Annotated in this window: 8 protein-coding genes and 3 tRNA genes; 5 read left to right on the forward strand and 6 right to left on the reverse strand. The window is 70.9% G+C overall.

Annotated features, from left to right (window positions below; translation table 11 throughout):
- Positions 1-54 precede the first annotated feature (54 nt).
- Positions 55-1,029: an RNA polymerase sigma factor gene (locus tag ACWEJX_RS19185; protein WP_451608624.1), complete on the forward strand. Its 975-nt coding sequence runs from the start codon at positions 55-57 to the stop codon at positions 1,027-1,029.
- Between the two features lie 4 nt (positions 1,030-1,033).
- On the opposite strand, the gene ACWEJX_RS19190 is transcribed toward ACWEJX_RS19185, so the two are convergent.
- From ACWEJX_RS19190 to ACWEJX_RS19205, 4 genes are all read right to left on the reverse strand, one after another.
- Positions 1,034-2,965, reverse strand: a complete 1,932-nt coding sequence (locus ACWEJX_RS19190; RefSeq protein WP_451608614.1) for an ABC transporter ATP-binding protein — start codon at positions 2,963-2,965, stop codon at positions 1,034-1,036.
- Complete coding sequence (locus tag ACWEJX_RS19195) at positions 2,965-4,698, reverse strand: ABC transporter ATP-binding protein (RefSeq protein ID WP_451608615.1); 1,734 nt, start codon at positions 4,696-4,698, stop codon at positions 2,965-2,967. The genes ACWEJX_RS19190 and ACWEJX_RS19195 overlap by 1 nt, the downstream gene beginning before the upstream one ends.
- A gap of 79 nt (positions 4,699-4,777) precedes the next feature.
- The gene (locus ACWEJX_RS19200; RefSeq protein WP_451608616.1) at positions 4,778-6,217 is read right to left on the reverse strand and encodes an FGGY family carbohydrate kinase; all 1,440 of its coding nucleotides are present in this window, start codon (positions 6,215-6,217) and stop codon (positions 4,778-4,780) included.
- Positions 6,218-6,260: 43 nt separating this feature from the next.
- The gene (locus ACWEJX_RS19205) at positions 6,261-6,554 is read right to left on the reverse strand and encodes a YtxH domain-containing protein (protein ID WP_451608617.1); all 294 of its coding nucleotides are present in this window, start codon (positions 6,552-6,554) and stop codon (positions 6,261-6,263) included.
- A gap of 147 nt (positions 6,555-6,701) precedes the next feature.
- Between ACWEJX_RS19205 and ACWEJX_RS19210 the strand changes: the two genes are divergently transcribed.
- The 3 genes from ACWEJX_RS19210 (at position 6,702) to ACWEJX_RS19220 (ending at position 7,095) form a co-directional block, all read left to right on the forward strand.
- Positions 6,702-6,774, forward strand: a tRNA-Asn gene (locus tag ACWEJX_RS19210).
- Between the two features lie 5 nt (positions 6,775-6,779).
- Positions 6,780-6,855 (forward strand) — tRNA-Asn (locus tag ACWEJX_RS19215).
- A gap of 163 nt (positions 6,856-7,018) precedes the next feature.
- Positions 7,019-7,095 (forward strand) — tRNA-Ile (locus tag ACWEJX_RS19220).
- Positions 7,096-7,359: 264 nt separating this feature from the next.
- Here the strand turns inward: ACWEJX_RS19220 and ACWEJX_RS19225 are convergent.
- Positions 7,360-7,929, reverse strand: coding sequence for a carboxypeptidase-like regulatory domain-containing protein (locus tag ACWEJX_RS19225; RefSeq protein WP_451608618.1), 570 nt, complete (start codon positions 7,927-7,929; stop codon positions 7,360-7,362).
- Positions 7,930-7,933: 4 nt separating this feature from the next.
- Between ACWEJX_RS19225 and ACWEJX_RS19230 the strand changes: the two genes are divergently transcribed.
- On the forward strand, positions 7,934-11,674 hold the full coding sequence (locus ACWEJX_RS19230) for a hypothetical protein (protein ID WP_451608619.1): 3,741 nt from the start codon (positions 7,934-7,936) through the stop codon (positions 11,672-11,674).
- A 139-nt stretch (positions 11,675-11,813) separates the two neighbouring features.
- Here ACWEJX_RS19230 and ACWEJX_RS19235 read toward each other — a convergent pair whose 3' ends face one another.
- Positions 11,814-12,308: a hypothetical protein gene (locus tag ACWEJX_RS19235; protein ID WP_451608620.1), complete on the reverse strand. Its 495-nt coding sequence runs from the start codon at positions 12,306-12,308 to the stop codon at positions 11,814-11,816.
- Positions 12,309-12,414 lie beyond the last annotated feature (106 nt).

The following is a 12,414-nucleotide window of genomic DNA, read 5'->3' on the forward strand; positions in this document are numbered from 1 at the left end:
CAGACCCAGCCCCAGACCCTCGCCGTGACCGACGAACCCTCCCCGGTCGAGCTCGTGGCCGTCGAACAGGAACCGGAGGTCCCGGCCCAGCGCCGGCGCGCCGACGCCGGCGGCAACGGCCCGTCGTCCGATCTCTTCCGCCAGTACCTGCGCGAGATAGGCCGGGTGCCGCTGCTCACCGCGGAGGAGGAGGTCGAGCTCGCCCGCCGGATCGAGGCCGGCCTCTTCGCCGAGGAGAAGCTCGCGAGCACCCCCGACCTGGACAGCGCCCTCGCCCACGACCTCGACCGGCTCGTCGTCCTCGGCCGCATCGCCAAACGCAGGCTGATCGAGGCCAACCTGCGCCTCGTCGTCTCGGTGGCCAAACGCTACGTGGGCCGCGGCCTCACCATGCTCGACCTGGTCCAGGAGGGGAATCTGGGCCTGATCCGCGCCGTGGAGAAGTTCGACTACGCGCGCGGCTACAAGTTCTCGACGTACGCCACCTGGTGGATCCGCCAGGCGATGTCCCGGGCCCTCGCCGACCAGGCCCGGACCATCCGCGTCCCCGTGCACGTCGTCGAACTCATCAACCGGGTCATCCGCGTTCAGCGCCGGATGCTCCAGGAACGCGGCTACGAACCGACCGCCGAGGAGGTCGCCGCCCAGCTCGACCTCGCGCCCGAGCGGGTCGGCGAGGTGCTGCGGCTCGCCCAGGAACCGGTGTCGCTGCACGCGCCCGTCGGCGAGGAGGACGACGTCGCCCTCGGCGACCTCATCGAGGACGGCGACGCCGCCTCGCCCGTCGAGTCCGCCGCCTTCCTGCTGCTGCGCGAACACCTGGAGGCCGTGCTCTCGACCCTCGGCGAGCGCGAACGCAAGGTCGTGCAGCTGCGCTACGGCCTCGACGACGGCCGGCCCCGCACCCTGGAGGAGATCGGACAGCTCTTCGGCGTGACGCGCGAACGCATCCGCCAGATCGAGTCCAAGACCCTCAACAAGCTGCGGGACCACGCCTACGCGGACCAGCTGCGCGGTTATCTCGACTGAGACGTCAGTCGACCTCCGCGACCGCCTGCGCGAACTGCGCCGCGTACAGCCGGGCGTACGCCCCGCCCGAGGCCAGCAGCTCCTCGTGCGTGCCCTGTTCGACGATCGAGCCGTGCTCCATCACCAGGATCACGTCCGCGTCCCGGATGGTGGAGAGCCGGTGCGCGATCACGAACGAGGTCCGGCCGTGGGCGAGGCGGGCCATCGCCTTCTGGATCAGCACCTCGGTGCGGGTGTCGACCGAGCTCGTCGCCTCGTCGAGGACCAGGATCACCGGGTCGGACAGGAACGCCCGCGCGATGGTGATCAGCTGCTTCTCGCCGGCGCTGACGCCCGCTCCGTCGTCGTCGATGACCGTGTCGTAGCCCTCGGGGAGCGTACGGATGAAGCGGTCCGCGTGGGCCGCCCGCGCCGCCTCCTCGATCTCCGCCCGGGTCACCTCGCGCGTCGCGCCGTACGCGATGTTCTCGGCGATGGTGCCGCCGAACAGCCAGGTGTCCTGGAGGACCATGCCGATGCCGGCGCGCAGGTCCTCGCGGCGCATCCGCGCGATGTCGACGCCGTCGAGGGTGATCCGGCCGCCGGTGACCTCGTAGAACCGCATGAGCAGGTTCACCAGCGTGGTCTTGCCGGCGCCCGTCGGGCCGACGATCGCGACCGTCTGGCCCGGCTCCACGGTGAGCGACAGGTCCTCGATGAGCGGCTTGTCCGCCTCGTAGCGGAAGGCCACGCCCTCCAGCGCCACCTTGCCCTTGAGGTCGGCCGGCTTCTCGCTCTTCGGCGCGTCCGGCTCCTGCTCCTCCGCGTCGAGCAGCTCGAAGATCCGCTCGGCGGAGGCGACGCCCGACTGCACCAGGTTCGCCATCGAGGCGACCTGCGTCAGCGGCATCGAGAACTGCCGGGAGTACTGGATGAACGCCTGCACGTCACCGATCGACAGGGTGCCGCTCGCCACCCGCAGACCGCCCACCACGGCCACCAGGACGTAGTTCAGGTTCGAGACGAAGAGCATGACCGGCTGCATGATGCCGCTGTTGAACTGGGCCTTGAAACCGGCCTCGTACAGCGCCTCGTTCTGCTCGGCGAAGTCCCGCGCGGACTCCTCCTGCCGGCCGAAGACCTTCACCAGCGCGTGGCCGGTGTACATCTCCTCGATGTGGGCGTTGAGCTTGCCCGTGGACTTCCACTGCTGCACGAAGTGCGGCTGCGAGCGCTTGCCGATCCTCGTCGCCACGACGACTGACAGCGGCACCGTGACCAGCGCCACCAGGGCGAGCAGCGGCGAGATCCAGAACATCATCCCGAGCACGCCGACGATCGTCAGCAGCGAGTTGATCAGCTGGCCCATCGACTGCTGGAGGGTCTGCGAGATGTTGTCGATGTCGTTGGTGGCGCGGGAGAGCACCTCGCCGCGCTTGGCCTTGTCGAAGTACGACAGCGGCAGCCGCGCCAGCTTCGCCTGGACGTCCTCGCGCATCCGGAAGACGGTCCGGTTGATCACCTTGATCGACATGCGGGTCGACACCAGCATCAGCAGGCCCGCGAGCACGTAGACGCCGAGCGCCGTGCCCAGGACCTGGCCGACCGCCGTGAAGTCGATGCCCTTGCCGGGGGTGAAGTCCACCCCGGCCAGCATGTCGGCCATCCCCGTGTCGCCCTTGGCGCGCAGCGCCGCGAGCACCTGCTCCTTCGTGGCGCCCGCGGGCATCTGCTTCTGCTGCCCGACCACGCCCGCGAAGACGAGGTCGGTGGCCCTGCCGAGGATCTTCGGCCCGACGACCGAGGCCGCGACCGACAGCACGCCGGCGCCCAGCATCAGCCCCAGCGCGCCGCGCTCGGGCGCGAGCTGCCGCAGCAGCCGCTTGCCCGAGCCCTTGAAGTCCATCGACTTCGAGTCCGGGCCGGCCCCGGCCATGGGCATACGTGGTCCGGCCATCAGGCTGCCTCCGCCTCGGTCAGCTGGGAGAGCACGATCTCCCGGTACGTCTCGTTCTCCGCCATCAGCTCGTGGTGCCGTCCGGTGCCGACGACCCGGCCCTCGTCGAGGACCACGATCCGGTCGGCTTCGCGGATGGTGGAGACCCGCTGGGCGACGATGACGACGGTCGCGTCGGCGGTCTCGTCGGCGAGCGCGGCCCGCAGCAGCGCGTCCGTCTCGTAGTCGAGCGCCGAGAAGGAGTCGTCGAAGAGATAGATCTCCGGCCGCTGCACGAGCGTGCGGGCGATCGCGAGGCGCTGCCGCTGGCCGCCGGAGACGTTGGTGCCGCCCTGCGCGATCGGCGCGTGCAGACCGCCCTCCAGCTTGGACACGAAGTCCTTGGCCTGGGCCACCTCCAGGGCGTGCCACAGCTCCTCGTCGGTCGCGTCCGGCTTCCCGTACCGCAGGTTCGTGGCCACCGTCCCGGAGAACAGGTACGGCTTCTGCGGGACGAGGCCGACCGTCCGCGCCATGAGGACGGGGTCGAGCGTGCGCACGTCCACGCCGTCGACGAGGACCTCTCCGCCGGTCACGTCGAAGAGCCGCGGGACGAGCCCGAGCAGCGTCGACTTGCCGGAGCCGGTCGAGCCGATGATCGCGGTGGTCTCGCCCGGCCGGGCGACCAGCTCGACGTCCCGCAGCACCGACTCCTCGGCGCCCGGATACCGGAAGTCCGCGCTCCTGACCTCCAGGTGTCCGCGCCGCTCCAGGGCGGTCACCGGCTCGGCCGGCGGCACGACGCTGGACTCGGTCGCCAGGACCTCCTCGATGCGCTCGGCGCACACCTCGGCCCGCGGCACCATCATGAACATGAAGGTGGCCATCATGACCGCCATCACGATCTGCATCAGATAGGCGAGGAAGGCGGTCAGCGCGCCGATCTCCATCCCGCCGCTGTCGATGCGGTGCGCGCCGAACCACACGACGGCGATCGACGACACGTTCACGACCGTCATCACGGTCGGGAACATCAGCGCCATCAGCCGGCCGGTGGCCATCGACACGTCGGTCAGCTCGGTGTTCGACCCCTTGAACCGTTCGCGCTCGTAGCCGTCCCGGACGAAGGCGCGGATGACCCGGTTGCCGGTGATCTGCTCGCGCAGCACCCGGTTCACCGTGTCGAGGCGCGTCTGCATGGTGCGGAACAGCGGCCGCATCCGCCGCACGATCAGCGACACGGCGATGCCGAGCACCGGCACCACCGCGATCAGCACGGCCGACAGCGGCACGTCCTGACCGAGGGCCATGATGATGCCGCCGACGCACATGATCGGCGCGGAGACCATCAGGGTGAACGCCATCAGGACCAGCATCTGGACCTGCTGCACGTCGTTGGTGGTCCGGGTGATCAGCGACGGCGCCCCGAAGTTCCCGACCTCCCGGGCCGAGAACGACTGCACCCGCGCGAACACCGCGGCCCGGACGTCCCGCCCGAGCGCGGCGGCCGTTCGCGCGCCGAAGAACACGGCGCCGATGTTGCACAGCACCTGGACGACGGACACGCCGATCATCAGCGCGCCGAAGCGCAGGATGTAGCCGGTGTCCCCGGTGACGACACCGTTGTCGATGATGTCGGCGTTGAGGGTCGGCAGGTAGAGAGTGGCGCTGGTCTGCAGCAGCTGCAGCAGGACCAGCAGGGCGATGGGTTTCCTGTACGGCCGAAGGTGGGTTCGGAGAAGTCTTATGAGCACGGGTTCTACTATCGCCCGCGCTGCTGTGACGTTACGACTGGATTCCCCGCGTGGCGGGGAGATCGGGTGACGGTGTCCGTCAGCCGGAGAACGCCCCGGGGTGCAGCTGCTCGCGGGTCGCCGAGTACTGCTGGCGCACGGCCTGACCGACCGCCAGCTCGTCGCCCGGCTCGAAGACCTGCGCCGCCGCGCCCTGCCAGGCCGGCGGCGCGGCCGGCGACAGCGTGCCCTGCGACACCCCGAGCGCCCACGCCGCCTGCCGGGCGGCGCCGAGGGCCGCGTACTCGGCCGGCTGCGGTACGACGACCTGGGCGCCGAACAGCGCGGGCGCCAGCGCCTGTACGGCCGGCAGCCCGGCCGCCGCGCCGAGCAGGAACACCCGGCGCACCTCGACGCCCCGCCCGCGCAGCACGTCCATCGCGTCGGCGAGCGAGCACAGCATGCCCTCGAAGGCGGCCCGGGCCAGGTGCTCGGGCTTCATCGACTCGCGGCGCAGCCCGCTGAGCGTGCCGGCGGTGTGCGGCAGGTTCGGCGTCCGCTCGCCCTCCAGGTACGGCAGCAGCACCAGGCCGGAGGAGCCGGGCGTCGACTTCAGCGCGAGCGCGGACAGTTCGTCCAGGGACTCCGCGCCCAGCATCTCGGCGGTGCCGCGCAGCGCCCGTACCGCGTTGGAGACGTGCACGACCGGCAGGTGCATGCCGGTGGCGTCGGCGTACGAGGTGATCATCCCGTTCGGGTCGGTCAGCGCCTCGTGGTGGACGGCCATGACCGAGCCGGAGGCGCCGAGCGAGACGACGGCGTCGCCCGCGCCCACCCCGAGCCCGAGGGCGGCCGCCATCGTCTCGCCCGTACCGGCGGAGATCAGCAGCCCTTCGGGGGTGGTGCCGGCGGCCTCGGCCGGCGCGAGCACCTCGGGCAGCACGGCCTGGTGGCCGAGCGCCAGGTCGACCAGATCGGGCCGGTAGGCGCCGGTCCTGGCGGACCAGTAGCCGGTGGCGGAGGCGGCGCCGCGGTCGGTGGTCCGGCGCGCGGGCCGGCCGAGCAGCTGCCACACGAGCCAGTCGTGCGGCTGCAGGATCATCGCGACGCGCTGCGCGTGCTCGGGCTCGCTGCGCGCCAGCCAGCGCAGCTTGGCGATCGGCAGCCCGGACTGCGGCATGGTCCCGACCGCGTCCGCCCACGCCTGCCGCCCGCCGAGCCCCTCGACGAGATCCGCGGCGGCGACCTGTGCCCGCTTGTCGTTGCCGACCAGCGCGGGGCGCACGAGCCCGCCCTGCGCGTCCAGCGGCACGAGCCCGTGCTGCTGCGCGGACACCCCGATCGCCTGCACGCCTTCGAGCAGTCCGCCGGTCGCGGCCTCACCGAGGGAGAGCAGCCACGCCTGCGGGTCGACGTCGGTGGCCTTGGGTTCCAGGGGATGCGGGGCATGGGCCTGCCGCAGTACGGCGCCCGTGTCCGCGTCGCAGACGACGATGCGCGTGGAGTCGGAAGAACTGTCCAGACCGGCGACTATCCCCATGGCACATGATTCTGCCGCACGGGGACGGCTGCGGTGTACGAGGTCAGGTGTTGCTGGTGCCCCAGTCGTCGTCCTCGTACCGCGCGGACTGCCCGGCGTAGTGCCCGTCGTGATCGCGCCGCGACCGGATCCGCTGCGCCTGGTCACCGACCACGTGCAGCGCCTTCCCGGCCGCCTGCCGCCCGCCCTGCGCCGCGGACTCGGCGGCATTGCGCACGGCGGGGTTCTCGGCGACCCGCTGGGCACCCCGCTTCATCCGGTCGTACCACTCGCGTCCGGCCCGCGTCCCGATCACGAAACCCACTGCCAGGCCGCTGACGAAGATCAGCTTGCGCACGCTGCGATCCTTCCCTGGAACCGTCCCGGGAGCGCTCTGGGGATACCGATTGGCGGAGCACCCCCCTGCTTGCGCTAATGTATGTCTCGCAGCGAGCGACCGCCCCCCGGCAAGCCCGAGGTGGATCCGATCGGTGCAACGCAGCAATCCCCTGTAGCTCAATTGGCAGAGCAGCCGGCTGTTAACCGGCAGGTTACTGGTTCGAGTCCAGTCGGGGGAGCGCGATCCCCTGTAGCTCAATTGGCAGAGCATTCGGCTGTTAACCGGAGGGTTACTGGTTCGAGTCCAGTCGGGGGAGCCACACGGAAGAGGACCCTTCGGGGTCCTTTTTCATTTCCCGTGGAACCGCGGGGCCCGCTGCGGAGTCTTGATGATCGAGCATGGCCGACCATCCGGAGCAGGAGATCGTATGAGCGGCTATGCTGCGGCAGACGGCGCGCACACTTGTACGCGCCGTGGTGTTCGGGGCGGTAGCTCAGCCGGTTAGAGCAGCGGACTCATAATCCGTCGGCCGTGGGTTCGAGTCCCACCCGCCCCACCACTGCCCGTGCTCGCAGGAAGGATTCTCCTGCGGGTGCGGGCTTCTTGTTTCCCCACGGTGCACCCGACCCGGCCGGCGGCATGGGAACGACACGCCGAGCTCACCCGTACGCAGCGCCTCACCCTTCCGGTCGTGATCACGGAGAGTGTCGATCCGCCGCATTTCAGCTACGTAGAGTTATAGTCCCCCGCGTACGGTGATCGTTTCGTGCCGCGCCGCCGGAGGCCCCGCATGTTCCGTGACCGCCCGCGACGGCCGCACAGGTCAGCGGAGGCCCGAGTCGAGGACGAGATCCAGTCGCACGGTCTCGCCGGGCCGCACGGTGACCTGGCGCGTCGCGCCCGGGTCGCTGACGTTGAAGACCCGGTTCTCCACCCGGACCGTGTAGGCGCCCGCCGCGAGCCGGATGCGGTAGCGGCCCTCGCCGTCGGCCGTGGCGACCTCCGGGCCGCCGCCCCCGCCCGTACGTGTGAAGTCGACCCTCGCGCCGGGCAACGGCCTGCCCGGGCCAGGGCTGTTCGCGGTCACCGGGCCGCCGACGCGCGGCCAGAGGGTCACCTGCCCCCACACGGTGCCCGGGTCGGTGCCACCGGCGGAGACGCCGGGGTGCGTGGTGCTCGTCGGCCCGCAGCCGGCCAGTACCGCCGCGAGGACGAGGAGAAGGGCCGCCCGCCGCGTACGGAGATATCCGCCGGCCCCGCCGCGGACGCCGTGAACGGCGCCGCGGCACCCGACAGCACCCAGCGGTTCCACCGGTTCCAGGAAGTCCACGGGAGCCCGACCCGGCGGCGAGCCGGAGTACGAGGCGCGGGACTTCCCCGCCAGAAGGGGCAAGGAATTGTCACGACCACAGGCCACGGTCGACCTCCGGAGGAGATGGCCCCGAAGGCCATCATCCGGCTGGGGGCGCCGGGTCGCCACCGCGGCGATCGCGCTGCTGCTCCCCGTCTCCTCGCTCGTGGCGGCCGGCACCGCCACCGCCGCGACCGCCGACGCGCCCACGCCGTCCGTGACCTCGCAGAAGGTCACGCCGGGCGAGTTCAACGGCGACCTGAGGAAGATCAGGACACGGCCGCCGCGTCCTGAGGGCCCGGCCCGGCAGGAGGACGGGCGGGTGAGGCGTCGGGTGAAGCCCGACACGCGTCCCGACCCGCTGGCCGGCCGGGCGCCCGCCCGGCTCCGGGGCCCCGGGGCGCTCTCGGACATGATCCAGGACTTCGAGGGCGTCAACAACGTCAACGGCATCTTCCCGCCGGACACCAACGGGGACGTCGGCCCGAAGCACTACATCCAGCAGGTCAACAGCTCGTTCCAGATCTACGACAAGAACAACCCGGGCAACGGTCTGCTGACGGCGGGGAGCCCGCCGGTGCCGACGCCCATGGCCACCAACCAGCTGTTCTCCACGTACCAGCCCTCGGACAGCCTCTGCCGCACGACCAACCGCGGCGACGGCGTCGTCCGGCACGACCCGATCGCCGACCGCTGGGTGATCACGTACTTCGCCTTCAACGTGGACTCCTCGAACGACCCGGTCGCGCCCTACCACGAGTGCATCGCGGTGTCGAAGACCGCCGACCCGGTCACCGGGGGCTGGCACCTGTACGACTTCCTGGTCAGCAACCAGCGCTTCAACGACTACCCCAAGCTGGGCGTCTGGCCCGACGCGTACTACGTCACCTTCAACTGGGAAGGCGCCCCGGGAGCGGGCGGAGCGTACGCCTTCGACCGGGCCAACATGCTGAACGGCAACCCGGCCGGGTTCGTCTGCTTCGGCTGTGACACCGGCATCGGGCTCAACGGCGGCGACGGCTTCACCCGCCTGTCCTCCGACACCGGCATGCTGCCCGCGGACTTCGACGGCACCCGGCTGCCCACCTTCGGCGCGCCCGCGACGCTGACGCGCATCACCGGCAACAACACGCTGCGCAGCTTCGCCTTCCACGTCGACTGGCAGGTGCCGGCCAACTCGACCCTCACCCAGCTCGCCGACGTCACGGTCGCGGACTTCAACACCAGCCTGAGCGGCATTCCGCAGCCGGACACCACACAGACGCTCGACCCGCTGTCCGACCGGCTGATGCACCGGCTGCAGTACCGGAACTTCGGCACCTACGAGTCGATGGTCGTCAACCACACCGTCAACGTCGACGGCGCCGGCCATGCCGGTGTGCGCTGGTACGAGCTGCACCGCCCCGCGGGCGGCGCGAACTGGATCCTGCACCAGCAGGGCACCTTCGCTCCCGACGCCGCCCACCGCTGGATGGGCAGCATCGCCATGGACAAGGCCGGCAACATGGCGCTCGGCTACAGCGTCTCCAGCGCGCCCGCCACGCCGACCGCGCAGAACCCGAAGGTCTACCCCTCCATCCGGGCCGCCGCCCGCCTGGCCGGCGACCCGCTCGGGCTGCTCCCGCAGAGCGAGCTGAAGATCCGCGACGGCAAGGGCTCCCAGACCGGCGCCTCCCCGGAGGGCATCGGCCGCTGGGGCGACTACAGCGCCATGCAGGTCGACCCCACCGACGGCTGCACCTTCTGGTACACCACGGAGTACATGCAGACCACGTCGAACGCCGGCTGGCAGACGCGGGTCGCCTCCTTCAAGTTCCCGACCTGCAACCCGGCCGACGTCTCGATCACCAAGTCCGGTTCGCCCAGCCCCGCGGTCGCGGGCGCGGAGCTCCGCTGGAACCTGGTCGCCAAGAACAACGGCCCGGACGCCGCCGACAACGTGATCGTCGAGGACGAACTCCCGGCCGGCGACGTGCCGTTCAGCGTCACCCAGCCCGGCTGCACCATCACCGGCCAGAAGGTGCGGTGCGAGCTCGGCACCCTGGCCGACGGGGCCTCCGTGCCGATCCAGATCCGCAGCCAGGTCGACCCCGACTACGACGTCCCCGCCGGCGGCCCCACGCCGCTGACCGACGACGCCACGATCAAGGCCGACCAGTTCGACCCGGACCCGGCCGACAACAAGGCCACGGCCTCGGTCAACGTCAACGAGCAGGCCGACCTCGCGGTCTCCAAGTCCTGCGACAACAACGTCCTCGCCGGCCAGCCCGGCAAGTGCACCGTCTACGTCGACAACAACGGCCCCTCGACCGCCCGCGACGTCGTCCTCACCGACACCGCGACCTCGGACGGCACGTTCACGATCAGCTCGGCCACCGCCAGCCAGGGCGGCTGCGGCTCGCTGCCGCCGCCCAACCAGTCCAGCGGGACCGTCACCTGCCCCCTGGGCGACATCCGGCCGGCCACGCCCAGCGGGCCCGGCCGGGCGACGGTGGTCGTCTCGTACACCGCCACCGAAGGCCAGACCGTCCACGACTCGGCCACGGTGACCTCGGACACCCCCGACCCCGACAGCGCCAACAACACGCAGAGCACCCAGCTGCCCATCACCTCGCTGGCCGACCTGAAGATCACGTCCGCCACGGCGACCCCGGACCCGGTGACCGCCGGAACGGACCTGACCTTCTCGGTCACGGTGCGCAACAGCGGGCCGTCCACGGCGCAGAACGTCGTCCTCAAGGACCAGCTGCCCGCGGGCGTGACCGTCACCTCGATCACGCTGCCGTCGAGCACCAGCTGCACGGCGGGCGTGCCGGGTGACCCCTTCCAGCCGGCCGGCTGCGGTCTCGACCTGCTCAGGCCCGGTGCCACGGCGACCATGACCATCGTGACCAGGGTCAAGCCGACGACCACCGGCGTGCTGCACGCGGACGCGTCCGTGACCAGCGTGACCCTCGACCCGAACAACTCCGACAACTACGCCCACACCGACACCACCGTCGCGACCCGGTCCGACCTGAAGGTCGCTCTGGCCGACTCGCCCGACCCGGTCGTGGCCGGCACCTCGCTGACCTACACCGCGACCATCACCAACAACGGGCCTTCCACGGCTCGTACCGTCGACCTGACGGAGGACCTCGACAACGGCGTCACCTACCAGTCCGCCAGCATCTCCAGCGGCGGCGAGGGCACGTGCGCCCAGGTCGTGGGCAACCCGCACCGGATCGAGTGCCGCCTCAACGACCTCGACCCCGGCCAGTCGGTCGTCGTCTACACCCAGGTCCTCGTCTCGCCGTCCGCGCCCGCCAACAGCACGCTGACGACGACCGCCCGGGTGAGCACGAGCAGCGGCGATCCGAACAACGCCAACGACAGCGCGTCCGCGTCGACCTCGGTACGCACCCAGGCCGACCTCGCGGCCGGGCTCACCGCCCCGTCGCACGTGTACCAGCCGTCCACCAGCGTCACGTACGCCGCGACGATCAAGAACAACGGTCCGTCCGACGCCCAGGCGGCCGTGCTCACGGTCACGCTGCCCGGCACCAAGGTCGGCAACTACGTCTCCGACACCGGCGGCGCCTCCTGCACCCACACCGCGAACACCACCGCCACCACGGTGACCTGCACCTATCCCACCCTGGCCGCCGCGGCGAGCCACACCGTCGACGTCGTGTACTTCTTCCGGGGCAACGCGAAGCTCCAGAACACGACCGCCAAGGTGAGCTCGGCGACCCCTGACCCGATCACCACCGACAACACCGCGACCTGGGCGGTCGACACGAAGTAACAGCCCGGCATCGCGCACACGACGAAGCCCCAGGCCATCGGCCCGGGGCTTCGTTCACGTCGGCGTCCTTCCCTACGAGATCACGGGTACGCCGCCGAGCCCGCGGTCCCGTCGGCCGACGAGGGTCGGCGCCCGCACGTCAGCCGTCCGCCACGGTGAGGTGGTACGTCGTGTCGACCCAGAAGCCGTCCGTCGAGGCCGCCTTGATCTCCAGGACGTACTGGCCCGGCAGCAGGGGCGTGAGGGCTGCCCAGAGGCCCCAGGCGAGGTGCATCTGGAGGCCCAGGCGGAAGGGGCGGGTGGTGAACTCGTGGAGGGGGAGCGGGACGCCGTTGAGGTGGGCCTTCGCGGTGGAGACGTCCAGGGGGAGGGGTCTGCGGGACCGGAGCTTGGTGTGGACCGTGTTGAGGACCGGGAAGAACACCGGGCGGTCGGCGGGTATCTCGCAGCGGCGTTCCACCCGGCCGCCGTAGGTGCCGGCCAGGAACCAGACGTCGCCGGGTTGTTGCCAGTCCGCGTGTTCGCCGGTCGTGTCGGCGACGGGGCTCCGGCTCTCGGGGGCGGATCGCGCCCACTGCCACCACCGGGCGGCGAGGGTGCCGCCCTCGTCGTCGGTCATCTGCCATTCGCTCATGGCCTCACACCCTAGGTGTATTGATCACGAGCGTTGTTGACACTGGTCTGGTCTTGAACATGGCGAAGACCTCCGGTGTGGTGGGAGCTGTCTAGGAACTCACCGC

Source organism: Streptomyces sp. NPDC004788, assembly GCF_053601115.1.

Coding starts and splice junctions, on each gene's coding strand:
- ACWEJX_RS19190 (WP_451608614.1), bottom strand. CDS start 2,965: ATGGCCGGACCACGTATGCCCATGGCCGGGGCCGGCCCGGACTCGAAG.
- ACWEJX_RS19200 (WP_451608616.1), bottom strand. CDS start 6,217: ATGGGGATAGTCGCCGGTCTGGACAGTTCTTCCGACTCCACGCGCATC.
- ACWEJX_RS19235 (WP_451608620.1), bottom strand. CDS start 12,308: ATGAGCGAATGGCAGATGACCGACGACGAGGGCGGCACCCTCGCCGCC.